The 20,480-nt window shown below is 44.1% G+C and carries 17 protein-coding genes; 9 read left to right on the forward strand and 8 right to left on the reverse strand.

What is annotated here, in order from left to right; all coding sequences use genetic code 11:
- Positions 1-434: 434 nt before the first annotated feature.
- The 5 genes from GVO60_RS21055 to hemC all read right to left on the reverse strand — a co-directional run bounded on the left by GVO60_RS21055 (position 435) and on the right by hemC (position 7,290).
- Complete coding sequence (locus GVO60_RS21055) at positions 435-3,053, reverse strand: DUF2339 domain-containing protein (protein WP_159657571.1); 2,619 nt, start codon at positions 3,051-3,053, stop codon at positions 435-437.
- Positions 3,054-3,224: 171 nt separating this feature from the next.
- The gene (locus GVO60_RS21060) at positions 3,225-4,403 is read right to left on the reverse strand and encodes a heme biosynthesis protein HemY (RefSeq protein WP_159657573.1); all 1,179 of its coding nucleotides are present in this window, start codon (positions 4,401-4,403) and stop codon (positions 3,225-3,227) included.
- The gene (locus GVO60_RS21065; RefSeq protein ID WP_159657575.1) at positions 4,403-5,599 is read right to left on the reverse strand and encodes a uroporphyrinogen-III C-methyltransferase; all 1,197 of its coding nucleotides are present in this window, start codon (positions 5,597-5,599) and stop codon (positions 4,403-4,405) included. The genes GVO60_RS21060 and GVO60_RS21065 overlap by 1 nt, the downstream gene beginning before the upstream one ends.
- A gap of 3 nt (positions 5,600-5,602) precedes the next feature.
- Complete coding sequence (locus GVO60_RS21070) at positions 5,603-6,346, reverse strand: uroporphyrinogen-III synthase (protein WP_159657577.1); 744 nt, start codon at positions 6,344-6,346, stop codon at positions 5,603-5,605.
- A gap of 5 nt (positions 6,347-6,351) precedes the next feature.
- Positions 6,352-7,290: a hydroxymethylbilane synthase gene (gene hemC / locus GVO60_RS21075; protein WP_159657579.1), complete on the reverse strand. Its 939-nt coding sequence runs from the start codon at positions 7,288-7,290 to the stop codon at positions 6,352-6,354.
- A 337-nt stretch (positions 7,291-7,627) separates the two neighbouring features.
- Here hemC and GVO60_RS21080 point away from each other — a divergent pair, with 337 nt between their 5' ends.
- Positions 7,628-10,156, forward strand: coding sequence for a class I adenylate cyclase (locus tag GVO60_RS21080; RefSeq protein WP_159657581.1), 2,529 nt, complete (start codon positions 7,628-7,630; stop codon positions 10,154-10,156).
- 54 nt (positions 10,157-10,210) lie between these two features.
- Here GVO60_RS21080 and cyaY read toward each other — a convergent pair whose 3' ends face one another.
- Positions 10,211-10,525 carry an iron donor protein CyaY gene (gene cyaY, locus GVO60_RS21085; RefSeq protein ID WP_159657583.1) on the reverse strand — a complete coding sequence of 105 codons (315 nt, stop codon included), beginning with the start codon at positions 10,523-10,525 and terminating at the stop codon, positions 10,211-10,213.
- 74 nt (positions 10,526-10,599) lie between these two features.
- Between cyaY and lptM the strand changes: the two genes are divergently transcribed.
- From lptM to GVO60_RS21120, 7 genes are all read left to right on the forward strand, one after another.
- Entirely contained in the window at positions 10,600-10,716 is a 117-nt protein-coding gene (gene lptM, locus GVO60_RS22665) for an LPS translocon maturation chaperone LptM (protein ID WP_159657585.1), read from the forward strand.
- 38 nt (positions 10,717-10,754) lie between these two features.
- On the forward strand, positions 10,755-12,008 hold the full coding sequence (lysA, locus tag GVO60_RS21095) for a diaminopimelate decarboxylase (RefSeq protein ID WP_159657587.1): 1,254 nt from the start codon (positions 10,755-10,757) through the stop codon (positions 12,006-12,008).
- A gap of 10 nt (positions 12,009-12,018) precedes the next feature.
- Positions 12,019-12,849, forward strand: coding sequence for a diaminopimelate epimerase (gene dapF / locus GVO60_RS21100; protein ID WP_159657589.1), 831 nt, complete (start codon positions 12,019-12,021; stop codon positions 12,847-12,849).
- Positions 12,850-12,892: 43 nt separating this feature from the next.
- Complete coding sequence (locus GVO60_RS21105) at positions 12,893-13,597, forward strand: DUF484 family protein (protein ID WP_159657591.1); 705 nt, start codon at positions 12,893-12,895, stop codon at positions 13,595-13,597.
- Entirely contained in the window at positions 13,569-14,498 is a 930-nt protein-coding gene (gene xerC, locus GVO60_RS21110; RefSeq protein WP_159657593.1) for a tyrosine recombinase XerC, read from the forward strand. Before GVO60_RS21105 ends, xerC begins: the two co-directional genes overlap by 29 nt.
- The gene (yigB, locus tag GVO60_RS21115) at positions 14,498-15,220 is read left to right on the forward strand and encodes a 5-amino-6-(5-phospho-D-ribitylamino)uracil phosphatase YigB (protein ID WP_159657595.1); all 723 of its coding nucleotides are present in this window, start codon (positions 14,498-14,500) and stop codon (positions 15,218-15,220) included. Before xerC ends, yigB begins: the two co-directional genes overlap by 1 nt.
- Positions 15,221-15,317: 97 nt before the next feature.
- Positions 15,318-17,795: a bifunctional diguanylate cyclase/phosphodiesterase gene (locus GVO60_RS21120; protein ID WP_159657597.1), complete on the forward strand. Its 2,478-nt coding sequence runs from the start codon at positions 15,318-15,320 to the stop codon at positions 17,793-17,795.
- A gap of 3 nt (positions 17,796-17,798) precedes the next feature.
- Here the strand turns inward: GVO60_RS21120 and GVO60_RS21125 are convergent, their stop codons facing one another.
- Entirely contained in the window at positions 17,799-18,404 is a 606-nt protein-coding gene (locus GVO60_RS21125; protein ID WP_159657599.1) for a tRNA-uridine aminocarboxypropyltransferase, read from the reverse strand.
- Between the two features lies 1 nt (position 18,405).
- Complete coding sequence (locus GVO60_RS21130) at positions 18,406-19,938, reverse strand: COG3650 family protein (RefSeq protein ID WP_159657601.1); 1,533 nt, start codon at positions 19,936-19,938, stop codon at positions 18,406-18,408.
- A 38-nt stretch (positions 19,939-19,976) separates the two neighbouring features.
- Between GVO60_RS21130 and GVO60_RS21135 the strand changes: the two genes are divergently transcribed.
- A complete protein-coding gene (locus GVO60_RS21135; RefSeq protein WP_159657602.1) occupies positions 19,977-20,447 on the forward strand; it encodes an EVE domain-containing protein in 471 nt (156 codons plus the stop codon).
- The last annotated feature ends 33 nt before the right edge of the window (positions 20,448-20,480 follow it).

Here is a 20,480-nt window from a genome sequence, read left to right on the forward strand (position 1 = left end):
CTAGGGTTTTTCGTATCTACAGGATTAATTTGGTCTGCGACCAACGAGTCCCGGTTGCCTGCAACCCCAGCCGTCAGCCACTTATTTAGAAACCCAGTCTTCGGACTGGGTTTCGTCGTTTTAGAGCAAAGTAATTCTCCCTCCCAATTGAACGTAACCCCAACCGCTCCGTTATTTATTTAAGACTAAGCCTCAAACAATGTGTCCAAGTAGAAATGCTAGGTTTTTTCATTTTTACTATATGGCCAATGGGTTACGACTCCGATCCCATCCCTTATTGATTTCAGATGAAACCCAGTTTACGTTTGAGCGATAGTGGTAGCGTATTTCTACTCGTGTTTAAGCCTCAGTTTTCATTGTCTTGCTGCATCAATCTATTAATAAAAAGCCTAGTCTTGCGACTAGGCTCCAATTAGAAACTATTTACTTCATATTTAGCTCTGCTCTTGTTGTGAAGTGCTTTTGCTCTGTAATCTTTGGAACAGCCAGCCTAAACCAACTAAACATCCACCGAGAGCAAGCATACTTACAGCTCTCCAGATCCCTTCCAATGTTGAAGTATCAGAGAAGAAAACTTTAATGACAGCAATACCTAATATCAGAAGGCCTACTTTCTGCAATTGAGTATGTGTGCGTTTTGCTCCCCAATAAGTCACGATGGCCCCGACAATAATAAGTAAAGCGGTATAACTGAATAGTTCAGCCATTCCGGTTGATTGGTAAAGACTCATGCTCTCAGGTTGCCAGAATTGTCGAATAGAATAGATAGCCCATAATCCTATTTGAGCCGAAGCCGCCCAATAAAAGTAAATAGGTTTAAGTGGCGCGTTAAGTTTAACGTTTTTAGCCAATAGGATGGCTAGCAACCCTGCGAACAGCCAACCTACTGCTAGCCAGTTAAAAATCGGCCATGCTTGCCCTGATACAGACAGGCCGAATAAAGGTTGGTATAAGGTATTTAATAAGCAGCTCAGCAAGAGGCTAATACCTAACATTGTATAAGAGCCATATTGATAGACTCTCATTAAACGCTCACTTCGTTGAGCCTTTAGTTGGTAAACGGCAAAGAGCATTAAACTTTCAACTGTAAAGAGGCTGACAGAATAGAAGTCAAAATCGGTGATGAAATTATAACTGCCAGCTATCAAGTAGTTCGATTGGCTAAAGATAAGCAATGTGCCGATATGCAGATTGGCGGCATCAAGCCACAGTTTCATCTTTGGCTGGAGAGGTTGAATAACTTTGGCTGCTAGAATTAGTGCAGTAATTACAGGAAGGAAGCTAGCTAGCAAAATAAGTGATTCGTTGATTCCTGTTGCTTGAAGATCTGGCACAAAAGGAATCAAAGTAATACGAGCCAGCAATACTGAAACCATCACTTTGATCGTGGTTAGATTTGGTGGCAAATAGTTGAATCTATATTGGATGACTGCGATGAATACTTGCAGCGCCACTGCTGTAGTGAAGAACCCAGCGGATAGGAAGCAGTAGCTGATAGCTATCACCACTAAATGGAAGATAGTCACAGCTTCCTGAGTGAAAACTTTTAGTTTTTGGCTAAATGCAACCACGATTAGAGCGAGTACTAGGCTGAATATACTCCAATAAGCAAGTAACTGCGGATAAGGTTGATCGAGATAGAGCAATCCGCCAATCATCATACTTGGGAGAGAAAGGAGCGCGTTCCAGTAGCTAAAACGTTTTCTATCTCCCCACATATATTGTCCGATGGCACGTAAGCCGACTAAGCCGACCATAGCTGAGCTGACAATCCATACTATAGCTAAGCTCTGCTCGTGCACCTGTTCACTGATACTGACCGTGATCCGTTCAATCATGACCATTACGACTAAGCTAATTGAGTTGAATATTCTAGGTGCCGCTTTCAAATTGATGATAGGCAAGATGAGCAGTGCTGCTGGCAATGTAAACAACAGCATATTGCTAGTCCCTAATGCTTCACCACGAATGATTATGATAAAAGTGATAAACATCAGAAGCAGTGCAGGGAGTATTGGATGGTTATAAACCTGACTGAGTCTTGGCTTAGTTAACCGTTTAAGCATCCAGCCGAGATGCGGCACAAATAGCAAAAGGTAGCCGCTTAGTGGCAAGAACAGCGTGAACCAAACTAGAATTTGCTCATTTGGGATCTCAAAGCTGATTAACGTCAGCCAGAATATCTGTCCAATTGAAACTGCAGCGAGTAGCCACTTAACTTCGATATATTTACGGATAAATACACCGACAGCTGAGATGGTAGTGATATAAACGCTAAGCAGAAGAAAGTTGGGTGCTTCACCGCCAATCCATAATGGGGCGCTATAGCCACCGAACAAACCCAATGCCGTCATTAGAGGCCCTAAGCGGAGACTTATTGCAATACAGAGTATGGCGAGTAGTGCGATACAGCTTAATGCGGTTGCAGGAGAGAGCATTTGGTAAATGATCGTACTAAAACAAATGGTTGCGTATAGTCCACTCATCCCGGTTGAATAAAGCACTGCAGGGACGTAGGTATCCGCTTTTTTACTCAATAGGTGACTGTCACTACTTTGAATTTTTCGGTGTAGCCACTCACCAGCTATAAATAAGCTAGCAGATAACACAGTTGCGATAGTTATTCTGGCTATAGAGGTAAAAGTAAAGTTGCTACTTACCACTTGGATTAAGTAACCCACACCAATGACCATCGCTAAACCACCCACCCATATGAGCCAATTTTCTTTCAAGTGGCGTAAACATCTATCTGGCCAGTCATTGGTTTCAATATCAACGCGAAGCTTGGGTTTTACAAGTGGCTGAGTGAGTTTAAATGGCTTAGATGCCAGTTGTTCTTTGGTCGTGCTTATGACTGGCTGAGGAACTTCAGTTACTTTAGGCGCTTGTTCGATAGAAGGGGGTTCAGCAGAGGGCGCTTCTAACCCTCTTTCTAATAGACGAATTCTTTTTTCTAACTTTGCTACTTTTTTATAAGCTTGATAGCTCATAAAGGGAGAGACAAAAACGAGTGCGATGAATGCAAACCCGATCACTAAGGTAATGAATTCCATTTACTAGTTCCTTAGGTGAACAACAATTGAACATAGTACTTAAGGTTTTGTCTTTATTCTGCAACCAATTACCTATTTTTAAATTTGTCGAGTCATCCAAATAACACCGGTTATTTAGAATAGGCGTAAAAAAGCCGACCTTGTGGGTCGGCTTAATCGCTTCATTAGGATTTAGGCTTGCACTAAAGTGAGCGCTTTTCTAGACACTTCGTGAGCGGCTTTAGTGAGGTTTTGCTTTTCCAACGCGTCAGCAAGGTAGGAGTAATCAGAAACATCAGAGCGAACCGAAAGAGCTTTCTCTAAATGTTGTTGAGCTTCTTGCCATTTTTCATTACGTAGATGGAATTGAGCAATGGCGCTGTGCGCTTGTGCATTATTACCATCTTTGCGTATGACTTCTTCAAGGAAAACAACCGCTGGATGACTATCGGCCAAATTGAGGTTTGGCAGTAGAGCGTATAGATTGGAGTTAGGGTGCTTTTTAAGATTCTCTTTAATTAAAGTGAATGCTTCATTGTCGGCTTTACGCGCAATTAACTGTTTCGCGAAGCATTCAACTAAGTGATCGTCTGCTTTGAGTTTACGAGGAAGTCCATTCCAGTGCGCAATTAAGCCTTCACTGCCTTTTTGTTCTGCTACTTCAGACAGCAAGCCACACTGTGCTTTTTGAGTGAGTAGTACTTGCTCATCTTGAGTGACGATCTTCGCTTTGACCAAGTTAGGAAGTGAATCCAGTAGTGGCTGCCAAAGTTTCAATTCGATGTAGACTGACTTTAAAAGATTCAGCACGATAGTGTTGTTTGGGTAACTCGCTTTGAGAGTAGAAAGCGTATCGAAAGCACTATTAAAGTCTGATTCACGCACTTGCTGTTTTGCTCGAGTTAACTCAACCGCAAGTTCCGCATTCTCTTGTTTAGATGCGAGTGCTAGGTACTTGTCTCGTTTCTCAGTATCTCCTAAGCCTTGCGCAGCTTCAGAAGCGACTAAGTAGCAAAGCAGTGGCATGTCATGATGATTAGCCCATCGAGTGACTTTCTTTTCAGCTTGTTTGAAGTCCCCTTCAAGCAGCTTGATGATACCTTCATTGGTGTAGCGACGAGAACGACGCAGTTTACGTACGCTGAAGTAATTCCAGGTTGCAGAACTTGCATATAGCGCTCGCTTAACTAGGAACTCTAGGGCGAACAGAGCGGCAAGTGTCGCGATTACAAAAATTACTAGCGTTGTTACGCTCATCTCAATGGTTTTGTTAGCGATTGAGATAAGAACATAGCCTTGCTGCCCTGAGTATTGAGTGCCGGCAAACAGCCCTGCACCTAATACAACGAACAGAAAAATGATTCGAAACATTATTTTTCCTCCGTGATCAGGGTAGTCACTTCACGACGTAGGCGATCGCGAATGACATCAGCCAACTGCTGTTGAGTTTCTAGTTTTACAGGGTAGTCGACTTGAACATTTTGCTTGCTCAATGTTTCAAGTGCTTTATTGAACTCGATAACATTGTTCGCATCTTGATTGAAGAAGGTGCTAGACCATTTATCTGCCGTTGTAAGGGCGGTCGCATAAATATCTTGTTGTTCGACATAAACAGCTTTGATTGCTGTTTCAATCTTCGCTTTGATGTTCTCTTTCAAGTAGAAGTGCTGTTGTGGTGATAACAGTGGAATGACGTTGCCATCACGGGTACGGAACGTAATGAAGTTTTCAGAGAAATCTTTTAGCGAGGTCATTAAGTTATCCTGCCAATCGTAAATGTCTCCAGAGACTTTCTTTGCTTCGACTTGCTGCGCTTCAGGCAGTAGTGCATTGGCAAGTGGCAATTGATCTACCTGCTGTTGTAGTGAGGTTAGGCGCAAGACTAAACCTTCTCTATCTACAAGAGGAACGGTTTTGAGCTTCGTGATGTCATTTGCCATTGCTTTACGCAGTGGTACTAAACTTGGATCGTTAAGTGCAGCGATACGTTGATCTGCACTTTCCATAAGTTTAGTTGCACTCACAGCATCATGTTCTAGGAACAATTTGCGACCAGCGAGTTTGACTAGGTAGTCCGCTTCCGCCAATAACCAATCATTTGGACGACGGCCTTTTACATCAGCAATAGCAAGCTGTAGGCTCTCAATGCTCTTTTGTTGCTGTTGTAAAACAGTCTCTGCGCGATGGGTGATTTCAGTTGCTTTTGCTATGGCTTCTTTTTGAGTTGCGGCTAAATCTTGCTGTACCGAGGTTTTGGTTTGAGCCAGTTGCGCTTGAAGGGCATTGATTTGCGCTTGATATTCAGCGTCTTTTTGTTGCATTTGGAAAGTTAGACCACCACCAAATAAGAGAGAAAGGATGATTGCAACGGTACCTAACTTAACACCACGTTTACCTTGTTTTTCTTCAGGCTCTTTTTGCTCGGCTACGGGATCTGGTTGGTTTTGTTTTTCATTTGTTGATTCAGCAGCTGAAGTGTCTTCAGAAGCAGCTTGAGTAACCTCTTCCGGTGTTGAGGTATTTTCTTTCTCAGGTTCAATGTGGTCGTTTTTATTTTTGCTTGTCATTGTTTATTGTCCTGTTGCAGTTGACTGGAGAGTAGCCAACAAATCTTGATTTGAAGCGCTATAGGTATTAATAACCTCTTTAAACCCTAACTTCAGTGCTTCTTGTACAATCCGTTCACTTGGTACATAGAGCTGCAGCGCAAATAACCAATCTAGCTCAGTACTTGAGAGCTGTGAGATAAAATACTCAAGCTGACCTGAACTGGTGATGACTAATTGCTGAATGTTTTTATCTTGCCAGATTGGAACAAGCATTTCTGAGCGGAAAGCTATGTTTTCTCTCTTATATGCTTCTCTATATTCTACTGTGGCACCGCGATCTTTGAGTGTGTCAAAAATGAGTTCACGTCCACCATTGCCACGCAAGATAATAATTTTCTTATTGGTTACATTCACTAATGCGTCTAACCGAAGCAGATGTTCACTATCACCCACTGCTGGGTAGTGTACTTTTTGTTGGCAATGTTTGCTTAAAACATGTGCGGTTTTTTGACCAACGGCAAGGTAAGTGGGGTGATTTGGCCATTCTTGGCCCTGGCGTAATAGCGCTTGGTGAGAAAACGTTACCGCATGTTGACTGACGGCGATGACGATATCGAAGTGGTTTAAGTCATGACTCAAGCTGGAAAGAGACTCGCCAGCTTGAATCGTAATAAGAGGGTGATGCAGGGCGTCAAACCCTGCTTCTTTTAGCTCTGTGCATAATGCGCGGCCCTGCTCACCAGGTCGGGTGACCAACACTGCCATAGTGATTACTCGTGATCTGCGTATAGCTTGGTAAGGATTTCGCGAGCGCCATTATCAAGCAGTTGATTGGCTAAAGTGATGCCTAGGGCTTCAGCTTCAGAGCGTGGGCCTTTGATTTCACCGCGAACAATTTCAGAACCATCTGGTTCACCGACAAGTGCGCGTAGCCAAACGTCATCACCTTCAAGTAGGGCATAGCTACCGATTGGAACCTGGCAGCCACCTTCAAGCGTTAGGTTCATGGCGCGTTCACATAGTACGCGATCAGCGGTGTCTTTATCGTTCAGTGGCTCTAGTAACTTGATTAGACGTTCATCATCTAAACGACACTCGATACCCACGGCGCCTTGACCCACCGCCGGTAGTGATTGTTCTGGCTCTATGAAGCTACGAATACGCTCTTCTAGTTCAAGGCGTTTTAAGCCAGCGGCTGCAAGGATGATCGCATCATATTCGCCGGCATCTAGTTTGCCTAGACGAGTCCCGACGTTGCCACGAAGCTCCTTGATGACTAGATCTGGGCGGTATTCTTTGATCTGACATTGACGACGTAGGCTACATGTTCCAACAACGGCACCTTGAGGTAAGTCGTCAATATTGTTGTAGGTGTTTGATACGAATGCATCACGAGGATCTTCACGCTCACAAATCGTGACTAGACCTAGCCCTTCTGGAAAATCTACAGGGACATCTTTCATCGAATGCACGGCAAGATCTGCTCGTCCTTCAAGCATTGCCACTTCAAGCTCTTTTACAAATAGTCCTTTACCACCCACTTTTGCTAGAGGTGTATCCAAAATAATGTCGCCTTTAGTCACCATGGTCACTAGCTCGACTTCAAGGCCTGGGTGGGCAGCTTGTAGAGCGTCTTTAACAAAGTAAGCTTGCCATAAAGCAAGTGGGCTTTTACGCGTCGCGATACGAATTGGAGAAGATTGAGTCATGATGTTCTACTAATAGGTCAAATTAATGACCCAATCCTACCACTGTAGGATAAAAAGTATTACTGCAATCTTGTTCGGAAGTAAGCTATAGGTGGGACTAGCATAAAATCATCAAAAGAGTGTGATAAATGTCTCGTTTGTAGGATTGGCTATTATAATTAATAGAGGTTCCGTACCACACTAAGGCAGTGCGGATTTGCACTAAAGTATAATGTCGAATCGATCGTACAATTCTTTACCAATTCGAATAAAAGTGTTAGATTGATCACGTTTCAGCGGTGCTTTAGAACAATAATTGTTCACGGCATACGATAGGTAATTAACCAAGGACTCCCCCTTGCAGGCTTACACCAAGACGTTAATCCAAAGACTTGATAATCTGAACCAGCAACGCACTGAGCGGGCTCTGGCTCTTATGGATTTGCAAAGTCAGCGTGTATTCCATTTAATCCCAACGCTCCTTCACTTCAACCACCCTGTTATTCCTGGTTACTACGATGCTCAAGTCCCGTATGGGGTATGTGAGTTTGAGTTTAATGACGCTCAACAGCAGTTTGTACAAGATACAGAACTGACCATAGGCCAATCACTGTCGACAACAGACAATCCAGCGATTCTTGGTTTGTATACCATGGGTAGTACGTCATCAATTGGTCAAAGCACTTCCAGTGATCTTGATATTTGGGTATGTGTCTCACCACAAATGGGTAAGGCAGAGCGCGAATCCCTCACCAACAAATGTTTGTTGATCACGGACTGGGCGCAGACCCAAGGTGTTGAAGCCAACTTCTTCTTGATGGATGAGCAGCGTTTCCGCTCAAACCACTCTGAAGAGATGACTGGTGATAACTGTGGATCTTCTCAGCATTTACTTTTATTAGATGAGTTTTATCGTTCAGCTGTCCGCTTAGCGGGTATGCGTTTGCTATGGCAAATCGTGCCTCCAGAGATGGAAGAGTGCTACGACGAATATGTTCAAGACTTATGTAATAAGGGCTATATTGATTGTTCCCAGTGGATCGACTTCGGTAAGTTAAATCGAATCCCTGCTGAAGAGTATTTTGGCTCAAACTTGTGGCAGCTCTACAAAAGTATCGATGCGCCTTACAAGTCTGTACTTAAAGCGATTTTGCTTGAAGCATACTCGTGGGAATACCCAAATACGCAGCTTCTTAGTTTAGATACTAAGCGTCGATTCTTTGCGCATGAACCTGACTTGTATGGGATGGACGCATACTACCTTATGCTTGAGAAGGTAACGCGCTATTTAGAGAGAATTGGTGATCATACGCGTCTAGATCTAGTACGTCGTTGTTTCTACCTAAAGACACACGAGAAATTGTCTCGTAAACCGAGCGTTGGCTCTGTGGCTTGGCGCCGTGAAGCGTTAGGCGATATGGTCAAAAAGTGGCGCTGGGATGATAGTGTCATTTGCGAATTAGATGATCGTCGTAACTGGAAGGTTGAGCAGGTAAAAGAGGTTCATCACGCCCTGCTTGATGCTTTGATGCAAAGCTACCGCAACTTGATTCAATTTGCTCGTCGTAACGATATTACCTCTGCAATTAGCCCACAAGATATCAGTATTTTAGCGCGTAAACTGTACGCTGCATTCGAAGTCCTGCCTGGTAAAGTAACGCTACTTAATCCACAGATTTCCCCAGATTTACATGAATCTGATTTGACCTTTATTGAAGTGAGACCTGGTCGCGCCAATAAACAAGGTTGGTACTTATATAAACAGCCACTGACGCCGCATCGTATTATTGGTCAAGCGCCATTGGAGCATAACGAGTATTTGAGTAAGTTGGTGGCATGGTCATTCTTTAATGGCCTCATCACTGAGTCGACAAGATTACATTCTGTGGTCCGTGATGCTCACTTAGATATTGATAAATTCTATCAAATGGTAAGTGACTTACGTAATACCTTTTCACTGCGTAAACATCGCCCAACTATGCAGGCGTTAGCAAGTCCATGTGAGATTAGCCAACTGGCAATGTTCATCAACTTTGAAGATGACCCAACCTCTGAGCTAAGTGGCAAGACGTTAAAGCTGGATCCTAAGAACACCGATATTTTTAGTTTTGGCCACGAGCAGAAGTGCTTGGTCGGCAGTGTTGATCTGGTTTATCGAAACTCTTGGCAAGAAGTACGTACGCTGCATTTTAAAGGCGAGACTGCGATGTTGGACGCGTTGAAAACGGTGCTGGGTAAGATGCACCAAGATGCGTTGCCACCAGAATCAGTAGACGTGTTCTGCTATAGCAAAAACTTGCGTGGCGTGATGAGAAACATGGTGTATCAGCTGCTTGCCGAGTGTATCGATTTACGTTTGAAACCGGTCGAGCAAGAGAAACGTCGTCGATTTAAAGCGTTGCGTATTGGCCAACAAATGTATGGTCTGTTCTTTGAACGTCGCGGCGTGTCTGTTCAAATGCTGGAAAACTCGGTTGATTTTTATCGCAGTATTTCAACCAACAAATTAAAGGGATCGCCTTTATTGATGTTGGACAAAGAGCAAGATTATCAGTTGCCAGAAGTAGTTGATGGCTTTGCTAGTGAAGGTTTGGTTCAGTTCTTCTTCGAAGATAATGAACAAGGTTTTAATATTTATGTTCTCGATGAATCGAATCGTGTTGAGGTTTATCACCAGTTTCGAGGTGAGAAAGACGAAATGATTGCGAGCGTGAACAGTTTCTATACCTCAGCACAAGATGAGACTCGTGTGTCATCTAAACTGATTAACTTCAACTTACCGCAGTATTACCAGATTGTGCATCCAGAAGATGGCGAAGCTTATATCGTGCCTTATCGTAGTGATGGCGCGGGCTATCCCAAGCAAAACAAAATTGTGAACGCATAAATAAAAAGGCCATCATCATGATGGCCTTTTTACTGTTTAATACTTTAATGGCAGTTATGGCCATTCGATCTCTTCATCGCAGTGTTTTTCACACTCTTGTTTCACCATAGCGATCAGTTCCATCGCTGTTTTCGAACAGGTCCACTGATTATCGATTAAAGCAAAGTGGAAGCCGCCAGACTTGGATGCTAGCCAAATCTCTTTCATTGGTTCTTGGCGGTTGATGATGATCTGGCTGCGGTCTTCAAACTCAAGGGTCATTACGTTACCAGACGTCTCGTAATCGATGTCCGCACCTGAATCATCAATCATTTCTTCAATGATTTGCATTTGAACATCTACTAACTGATGAAATTCAGTCTCGTTCATCTTATCTATCCTATTGCTTTTCTTGAGTGTGGTGCGATTATAGGGGGCATTGATGAAATAATCACATAGAACCGATGAAAAAAACAATTTTAGCGCTATTTGTGGTTTCTGTTCTTGGCTTGGCTGGTTGCGGTCAAACAGGTTCCCTGTATATGCCAGACGAGACCCAGCAAAACGAACAGTCTTCATAACAATTATTAAGTAATATCAGAATATAAGGGAAAGCACTTTGGATTACTTCAACTATCAGGATGATGGCCAACTTTGGGCCGAGAACGTTGCATTGTCTGATTTGGCTCAGCAGTACGGTACGCCACTTTACGTATATTCACGAGCGACATTGGAGCGCCATTGGAACGCTTTTGATAAATCGGTTGGTGATCACCCGCATTTGGTTTGTTACGCAGTGAAAGCGAACTCTAACCTAGGTGTATTGAATGCATTGGCACGTATTGGCTCTGGCTTTGACATTGTGTCTGGCGGTGAGCTGGAACGTGTGATTGCTGCTGGTGGCGATGCGAAAAAGGTGGTCTTCTCTGGTGTTGGTAAAACGGAGCAAGAGATGCGTCGTGCACTTGAGCTAGGTATTAAGTGCTTTAATGTCGAATCAGAACCTGAGCTTGAGCGTCTCAATAAAGTGGCTGGCGAACTAGGTGTGAAAGCGCCAATTTCTCTGCGTATTAATCCTGATGTTGATGCTCATACCCACCCTTATATTTCAACTGGTCTGCGTGACAATAAGTTTGGTATTGCTTTTGACCGAGCTCCGCAAGTGTATCAATTTGCCTCAAGCCTAGCGCATTTAGAGGTGAAAGGAATTGATTGCCACATTGGTTCTCAGCTAACGGATATTGACCCGTTTATTGATGCGACAGATCGTCTACTTGCACTCATTGACGACCTCAAAGCACAAGGCATTTCGATTGAGCATTTAGATGTCGGCGGTGGTTTAGGTGTTGTGTATCGTGATGAGCAGCCACCAGAGCCATCTGATTATGCAAAAGCTCTATTGGCGCGTCTTGAAAACCACCAAGAGCTGGAACTGATTTTTGAGCCGGGCCGTGCAATTGCAGCCAACGCGGGTATTTTGCTGACGAAAGTTGAATTCCTAAAGCATACAGAGCACAAAAACTTTGCGATTATCGATGCCGCGATGAATGATTTGATGCGCCCTGCATTGTATCAAGCATGGCAAGATATCGTTCCTGTTGCTCCTCGTACTGGAGAAGCGAAAGCTTACGATCTGGTTGGCCCTATTTGTGAAACCGGTGACTTCTTAGGTAAAGACCGCGAATTGGTTCTTGAAGAGAATGACTTACTCGCTGTTCGTTCTGCTGGAGCTTACGGCTTCGTGATGTCTTCGAACTACAACACCCGCGCACGAGTTGCTGAAGTGATGGTTGATGGTGATCAAACACATTTAGTACGTCAGCGTGAAGAGTTGTCCAGCTTATGGGCACTAGAAAACATTCTTCCGGAGTAATTGGACGTTTATGCATTTCCATTTTTCTAAAATGCATGGTTTGGGTAACGACTTTATGGTCGTGGACTGTATCACCCAAAACATTTTTTTCTCCCCTGATTTGATCCGTCGTTTGGCGGATCGTCACACTGGGGTTGGCTTTGACCAACTATTGGTTGTTGAAGCGCCGTATGATCCAGAAACGGATTTCCACTATCGCATCTTTAATGCCGACGGCAGTGAAGTTGAGCAGTGTGGTAATGGCGCTCGCTGTTTTGCCCGCTTTGTGCGGATGAAAGGGCTAACCAATAAATACAGCGTTAATGTTAGTACCAAGAAAGGCAAAATGGTCCTCAACATTGAGGAAGATGATCAGGTTACCGTGAACATGGGCGTCCCTGAGTTCGAACCCAATAAGATCCCATTTAAAGCCAAGCAGATGGAAAAAACCTACATCCTGCGTACCGAAGAGAAGACGTTGTTCTGTGGTGCCGTGAGCATGGGTAATCCGCATGTGGTGACCGTGGTGGATGATGTGACGACAACCGATGTCGATACATTAGGCCCGCTACTAGAATCTCATGAGCGCTTTCCAGAGCGGGTGAATGCCGGTTTCATGCAGGTTGTGAATCGCAACGAAATCAATTTACGTGTCTATGAACGCGGTGCGGGTGAGACCCAGGCGTGTGGTAGTGGCGCATGTGGGGCGGTTGCCGTTGGTATCTTACAGGGCCTGCTTGATGAAACGGTGAAAGTTAATCTCCCTGGAGGAAGCCTAAACATCAGTTGGAAAGGTCCAGGAAAGCCTCTATTTATGACTGGTCCGGCAACGCATGTATTTGACGGCCAACTGAGCTGCTAATTCATAGCAAAACAACACAATAATAAAGAGTAAAGGAACTAACGTGTCTCAAATTGAAGCGGATGCACTGACAGAAGAAGTCATCGCGGAATACTTACGTGATAATCCAGATTTTTTCTCTAATCGCAGAGAGTTGGTGGATCGTCTGGCCTTGCCGACTCAGGAGCAAGGGGCTGTCTCTTTGGTTCACGTTCAGTTGAATCGTCAGCGTCAACGCATTGAGGAGTTGGAAGAAGAAATCACAGCTCTTATGTCTTTGGCAAAGAGCAATGACCAGACATTCCATGAATTTATGGCGCTGCAAGAGCAGATCTTAAAGTGTGACTCTTTGGTCAGCGTAGTAAAAGCTATTGAAGAGATGGCGAAATCTCTTGGTTTAGTCGCCTATGTACGCTTATTTGATGCCGATTCAAACTTCTACTCCTTAGCTCGCGACGAGTATCAGCGTTTTGCGACTAATCATTTAAACGGTAAAGAAGCCTATTTAGGTCGGATGCGTAAAGCCGATCGTGAATTGCTTTTTGCCGATAATCATCGAGCTCCAGAGATGGGTTCATATGTTGTGCTACCTTTAAAAAGAAAAGCATTGCAGGGTGTATTGGCATTTTCCAGTTGTGATGGTGGTCATTTTCAACCACACATGGATACGCTGTTCTTACGCCATCTCGCATTAGTGCTTTCTCATTTAATCGAGTCTCTCCCTTGGCAATGTGAAGAACATGAGCGAATCAGTAATACCTCTGCCTAACAGTCTCCAAAAGCCTCTTGAACGCTTCTATGAATACCTAAGAAGCGAAAAGGGGCTTAGCCTCCATACCCAACGAAATTACAAACAACAACTTGAAACCATGGGGCACCACTTAGTGCACCTGGGCCTAAAAGAGTGGTCTCAGGTTGATGCGGGTTGGGTGCGTCAGTTAGCCAGTAAAGGCATGCGAGATGGTATGAAAGCCAGTAGTCTCGCAACGCGTTTGTCATCGCTGCGCAGCTTTTTCGATTTCTTGATTTTGCGTGGTGAGATGAGTGCGAACCCTGCGAAAGGGGTTTCTGCACCTAGAAAAAAACGCCCACTTCCAAAAAACCTTGATGTTGATGAGGTTGGGCAATTGTTGGATGTGAATGAAGACGATCCGCTCTCTATTCGCGATCGCGCTATGATGGAGCTGATGTATGGTGCCGGACTGCGTTTGGCTGAACTTGTCAGTATCAATGTGAAAGACGTGAGCTTTTTATCTGGGGAGCTACGTGTTGTCGGTAAAGGCGATAAAGAGCGAAAAGTTCCGTTTACTGGCATGGCAGCTGAATGGGTTGGTAAGTGGCTTAAAGTTCGTGGAACACTCGCTAAACCAGATGAACCTGGGTTGTTTGTTTCTAAGTTAGGTGTGAGAATTTCTCATCGTAATGTACAAAAACGTATGGCGGAGTGGGGGCAAAAGCAGGCTGTAGCCAGTCATATCAGCCCACATAAATTACGTCACTCTTTTGCTACCCATGTTCTCGAATCCAGCAATAACTTAAGAGCGGTGCAAGAGTTGCTTGGGCATGAAAACATTTCGACGACTCAAATCTATACGCACTTAGATTTTCAACATCTCGCTGAGGTTTATGACCAAGCACACCCTAGAGCCAAAAAACGCGGAGGTAATTGATGCGTTTTTATCGTCAGCTGGGCCGTATTGAGGCCATGACCTTTGACTTGGATGATACGCTCTATGACAACCGTCCGATCATTCGTCGAGTTGAAGCGCAAGCGACAGAGTGGCTACATACTCATCATCCAATCAGTGCAAGTAAATCGAACTCTTGGTGGCAAGAGATCAAGTATCAGGTTGCTGAAAAAGATAGCTGGTTGAGAAATGATGTAACGTTATGGCGTTTGAAAAGTATTGAGTATGGTTTGATCCAGCTTGGCTATAACGTTCAACAGGCACATCAAGCGGCGACAGATTTGGTTGATTTGGTATTGGAACTTAGAAGTGACTTTAAAGTTCCGGATTCTAGTCTGCAAGTGTTAGATAAGTTGTCTAAAACCATGCCTTTAGTAGCAATTACTAATGGAAATGTTGATATTCACAAAATTGGTCTTAGTCGCTATTTTTCTAAGGTGTTGAAAGCAGGGGCTGATGGTCGCGCTAAGCCCCATCAAGAGATGTATCACAAAGCAGTGCAATTCCTTGAATTACCAGCGAAATCTATTCTTCATGTTGGGGACCATCTGATTACTGATGTTCATGGTGCTAAACGCAGTGGTTTATCTGCTTGTTGGTTTAATGACCAGAATAAAATAATAAGAAATGAGCCAAAAACACGAACTTTACCGGATGTTGAAGTGAAGCTTTTACATGAGTTAATACTTTTGAATGAGAGGTGAGCTAATTCTTACAAAATATTAGCTTTTCATCCGAGCATACATAGATTACGTTATACGAAAAAGAGCTCTTATTTTATCAACGTCTTAGGCTAATAGAATGCGCACTTATTCCGCGCTGGTTTTTGACAACCAGCAATTGATGACGTTTCTGAACCAACTACCGTCAGGGAGAGGTAGTTCTCATTTAGTTCAAATCCTTTCGACGCAACCTAAAGAGGTCGCGTCTGACTATGCTGCTTGTGTACAGCGAGAGCATCCTCAATGCGAAATTATTGGTCATAGTACCCGCCATGTGATTTTTGAAGGTGAGATTTATCACCAAGGTACTTTGGTCACTCTATCTCAGTTTGAGCAAACCTATTTTTCTTCAGCGGCGGTTGTGCTCAATGAAGAGCCTAAGCAAGACGCACAACACATCGTTGATAAGTTGGCGCTGGAAGATAACTCTAAAGCCATAATAAGTTTTTCCCATTTAACCAACAGTTGGGATTACAACCTTTATCAAGCACTAAGTGACATTTGCGATGTGCCGATTTGTGGTGGATTAGCGGCGACAGTGGAAGGGCGTAAAGAGTGGTTATTGCTTGGTACAAAGACGTATCATAAAGCAGCGGTTGCGGTTGCATTGCACAGTGATGTTTTACAAGTATGGCGGAATGCATTTTCCGAGTGGACAACCGTTGGTAGCCCATTAAGAGTGACTAAGGCAAGTGGCTCTATATTGCATTCACTGAACCACCAACCAGCACACCAAGTGTACCGTGATCGTTTAGCCGATGGCAGAGAATTGAGCCTCGAGCAGATGCTGAGCTTTCCGCTACAGCGTAGTAATAATCAGATTTGTATTCCGACCTCTCTTTATCCCGATGGTAGTATTGAATTTGATAAGCCGCTTGATCTCGGTGATGAACTGCGCATGTGTTACAACCACCCTTCTCTTACGCTTGAAAATGTTCGCCACGAAGCTCGTCAATTGGCCATTCATAACCCCGAAACTCTGTTTATCTATAACTGTGAGTCGAGACTCGAGTTCATCGAAGGGATGAGTGAAATTAAACCTTTCGATAGGTTCGAGTCTTGCAGCGGCTCCTATTGCATGGGTGAGTTGTATCGCGATAAACAGCAAAATGTGTTGCACCACAGTATGACTTACCTAGCGATGAGCGAAAGTGCGAGTCGTCCTGCGTTAGTGTTGCCGAAAGAAAAAGAAGCATTCCCGACATCACCATTATTTCATTTGATTCGATACTCGATAGAAGAGTTAGATGAAACCCGTATCGATATCGAAGCCAAGTTGGCCAAACAGACGGAAAAACTGATCGAGAGCTACCGATTGGATAAGCGGACAGGGTTAAAAAACCGAGTCGCGTTGCAAGAAAGGCTTAAACAGGTTCAGACGAATGAGCATGTTATTACGCTTAAATTGTCTAGCTTTCATCAGGTAAATGAGAAATATGGTTACCAAGTTGCAGATGAACTCATTCGTGATTTAAGTGAACATTTTGTTGAGCGATTGTCTAAACATCGAGGTTCTGGTTTCGTTAAAAACCTTTACTATATCGGAACGGCTGAATGGGCGATTGTATTTCAATCGGACACATCGAGTGACTTCATCAAGCAAGAGTTCTCGGTTTTTGCTGATCAAATTGAACATATAAATTTTGAACCTTATGGTTTACCGGAAGTGGATTACTTATCTGTTTCTATCACTGGGGGGATTGCCAGTGTGGTCGACTTTCCCACAGTGTCAGGTGATGAATTACTACTGAAAGCGATTGATGCAAGACGTCAAAGTAAAGAACGTAATACGCACTTCATCAATGCCCGCGATTGTGCGACGAGTAAAGAAGAGCAGCAAGATAGATTGAGTTTGATGGGCAGTGTGAGTCGCGCGATTTTGAATCAACGCATTATCACCTATAGTCAGCCGATTTTTGCCGCGGGCAGCCGACAACAAGTTTCGCAAGAGTGTCTAGTTCGTATTGAGGATGGGGGAGCGATTATTTCGCCAGGCCGTTTCCTCCCGATCATTGAGGGTACGCATCTCTATACCCGTTTAAGCCGCTATATGTTGGCGTCGACATTAGGTTATATGGCGGACAAGCAGGAATCGTTTTCGATCAACCTTTCACCGCAAGATATGCTCAGCGACAAAACGCTGGAGATGCTAGAACAAGCGGTCATGAAGCTTAATTCTCCATCTCGATTGGGTATTGAAGTTCTCGAATCTGAGCAAATTAAAGATTTCTCTCGTATGGCTGAAGTGTGTCGACATTTTAAGAAGATGGGCGTACGTATCTTAGTGGATGACTTTGGGTCGGGTTATTCCAATATAGATGAAATTATCCGATTGGAACCGGATGTAATTAAGCTCGATGGCAGCTTAATTAAAACTATCGATGTAGATAAGAAACAGCGTCATATTACGGGGCAATTGGTACAGCTGTGTCAGGCTCTCGATGCCAAAACGGTGGCTGAATTTGTTCATAACCAGCAGGTATGCCAAGTGGCAGAAGAGTTGGGTGTCGACTACTTGCAAGGCTTTTATCTTGCGAAGCCGACACGCTTGTTTTAAGGCTTAATTAGGCTGATAGGAGTGACCACTTTTATCAGCCTGAAAGACCTGCATGTAATGGGTTAGAAACTCAATCAACAGATCGGCTTGATGGTTGCCGCCTAATTCTCTGATCACTTCTGCACCCACCTCCAGTGTACATAGATGACCGTCATTTTGGTTTTTTCTCAACTGATAAACCGAAGCTTGCTTCGGCGTTAAGTGGACTAAAGGAATCTCTTTTAACCATGCACTTTTGCGCAGCATCTTACTTGCTTCTTGCCAAGTACTATCAAGAATAATAAACAGCGGTATGCGACTCTGCTGATTTGCATTGGTTTGCGTGATTTCAACGCTGATACTGTGATCGCTCGGGAATAGCAAAACCGGTAGATACTTCTCATCTTCAATCAGTGCCATTAACCTTTCGCAAGGTGACTTACGCTGCCAAATATGTATAGAACAATGTGGCAGTGACTTCATTAGCCACTGCCCAGTATTGGTATCTCGATGTTGTTCGTTTTCATGCGTTAAAAGAGCGAAGTGAGCATTCACATTGATATTGGGAATGCTCGAGCAGATACAGTTAAACTTGAGCCCGCAGTTAGGACAAGGCGATTCCGTTACCATACTACAGAGTGACTCCACCTTGATAAGGCGTTAGGCCATCAGAAAATAGCTGTACCTGACTGATTTCATCGTAGTTGGCGACAGGGGCAATACTCGGATTGAGTGGATAGCTAATGCCATCATATTTAAGAATATGCTGGTTAGGGATAGCGCCACCACCGCTGACAAATAGCACGAGGTCTTGCCAGTCATTGTTACTATTTCTTCCGAGATTAATCGGAGTTTGTACCAATGTGACTCGACTGTTGAAGCGCCATTTTTGCTGGTGGTTTTCAAAAACTAATAGAGTACAACCACCCGAGCCGCACCAATCGAGTTGAGCGAGCAACTCTTCTTTGCCATCTCCATTTAAATCATAGGTTAGCCAACGATAGCGAGTCCCGGTTGGGTTGGTTTTGTGGTCTGAGAAGTATTCTCTTAGTGCTTTGTCCACTGCAGGATTAAACTGATCACTCGAAGGAACTTTGCTTGGGTTTAAGTTTGACGCTTGTGTTTGGCTCATTTCATTCATGACCGATTTAGTCTGAAAGAGAGTTAACCCGCCATTGGCGATGTCATACACCACATCACCTACTTTTTCTTGAGAGGTCGACAGTTGTGTTCCCTGACGTGAATAAAGTCGCTCTGAAATGAGCGGTTGGCCTTGCAGTTGAGTGCCGATGACTTGCACTTGCTCAGGGCTTAACTGTTGCCAAAAGCCTTTTTCGACCGTATCCGCATCCCCACTTGAGTATTGATAGGTGGTGCTGGCGGTATGATCGGGATTCAAGCGTAGCGTGACACTAAACGGGGTCCCTTTTGTTGCTTGAGCTTGGTATGTCTGGGCCCAATTTTGCGTTGCATCTTGGTTAGCAAGAGTCGCGCAGCCCTGATATTTTTTGTCATTCAATATGAAGGTAGAATTCCAGCCATATAAGCTATCACTCATGCCATCCACACAGCTTTTTTGCTCTAACTCCAATTGACCGCCATCGAACTGGTAACGACGCTTATCGCTTTCAATACGACTAGAGTTGATCGTAAAGGTTTGTGGTTCTGCACCGATAGTGCTGAGTACCAATTGGTTGTCTGCAAAACGGACAGACCATGAGGGTTCCATGCCAAATGCTTGTGTTGATTTGACTGGTGTATCGCAACGGTTTGGGTTTTCTGCTGTGAGCAGGTTGATTTTGTCGACTACAAAGCGAGCACTGTAATCAGAGGCAAAGCCATCGCCTTCTGTTGTTGCTAAATGTCCAATCACCTCACCATAGAGTGGTTCGTATGGCGCTCGAACGAGTTTTAGTCCTTGTTGAAAACGATCTTGAGGAAGGTCGAGCCAATACTGCTGCTGACTGCCACATGGTGTGATCGAGCTGACCTCATGCCCCAGTACTATCTGACCACGCATCACAAAGGTTTGTGGTTTGACAGAGGCTGGTTTATCTAAGCTAGCTTGCACTTGGGTAGTTGAACTCTGTTCGACTTGAGCCGTCGAGCAGGCTTGTAGTGCCAGTAAAGTCACCAGTGCGACTGGGTTTTGCAGCGCCTTCATGTTATATCTTCCTCATTGAAAGTTACTCGGAAGTTATTATGGCATATTGGTTATTCAAAACTGAACCTGACACCTTCTCTATTGACACTCTTCGCACACAAACGACCTCTTGTTGGGAGGGCGTGCGCAATTACCAAGCGCGAAATATGATGCGTGATGAAGTGAAAGAAGGGGACTTAGTGCTGATTTATCACTCATCATGTAAAAAAGTGGGCGTTGCAGGGATTGCCAAAGTGACCAAAGAAGCTTATCCCGACCATTTCGCTTTCGATCCGGAAAGTGATTATTACGACCCGAAATCCTCGAGGGAGAATCCTCGTTGGGTGATGGTGGATATTGAGTTTGTGCGTAAGACAGATCGTCTCATTTCACTGGCAGTGATGAAAGCGATGCCGGAACTGGAAAATATGCCGTTGGTTAAACGGGGTAATCGACTTTCCATTATGCCGGTAAGTGAAGAAGAGTGGCATGCTATTTTAGGAAAAGAAAAACTGCCGAGTCAGCGTTAACTTTTTAGAATCAATAAGGCCGCAGAGTCGCGG

Source organism: Vibrio atypicus, from assembly GCF_009811315.1.
In the GTDB taxonomy this organism is placed as follows: domain Bacteria; phylum Pseudomonadota; class Gammaproteobacteria; order Enterobacterales; family Vibrionaceae; genus Vibrio; species Vibrio atypicus.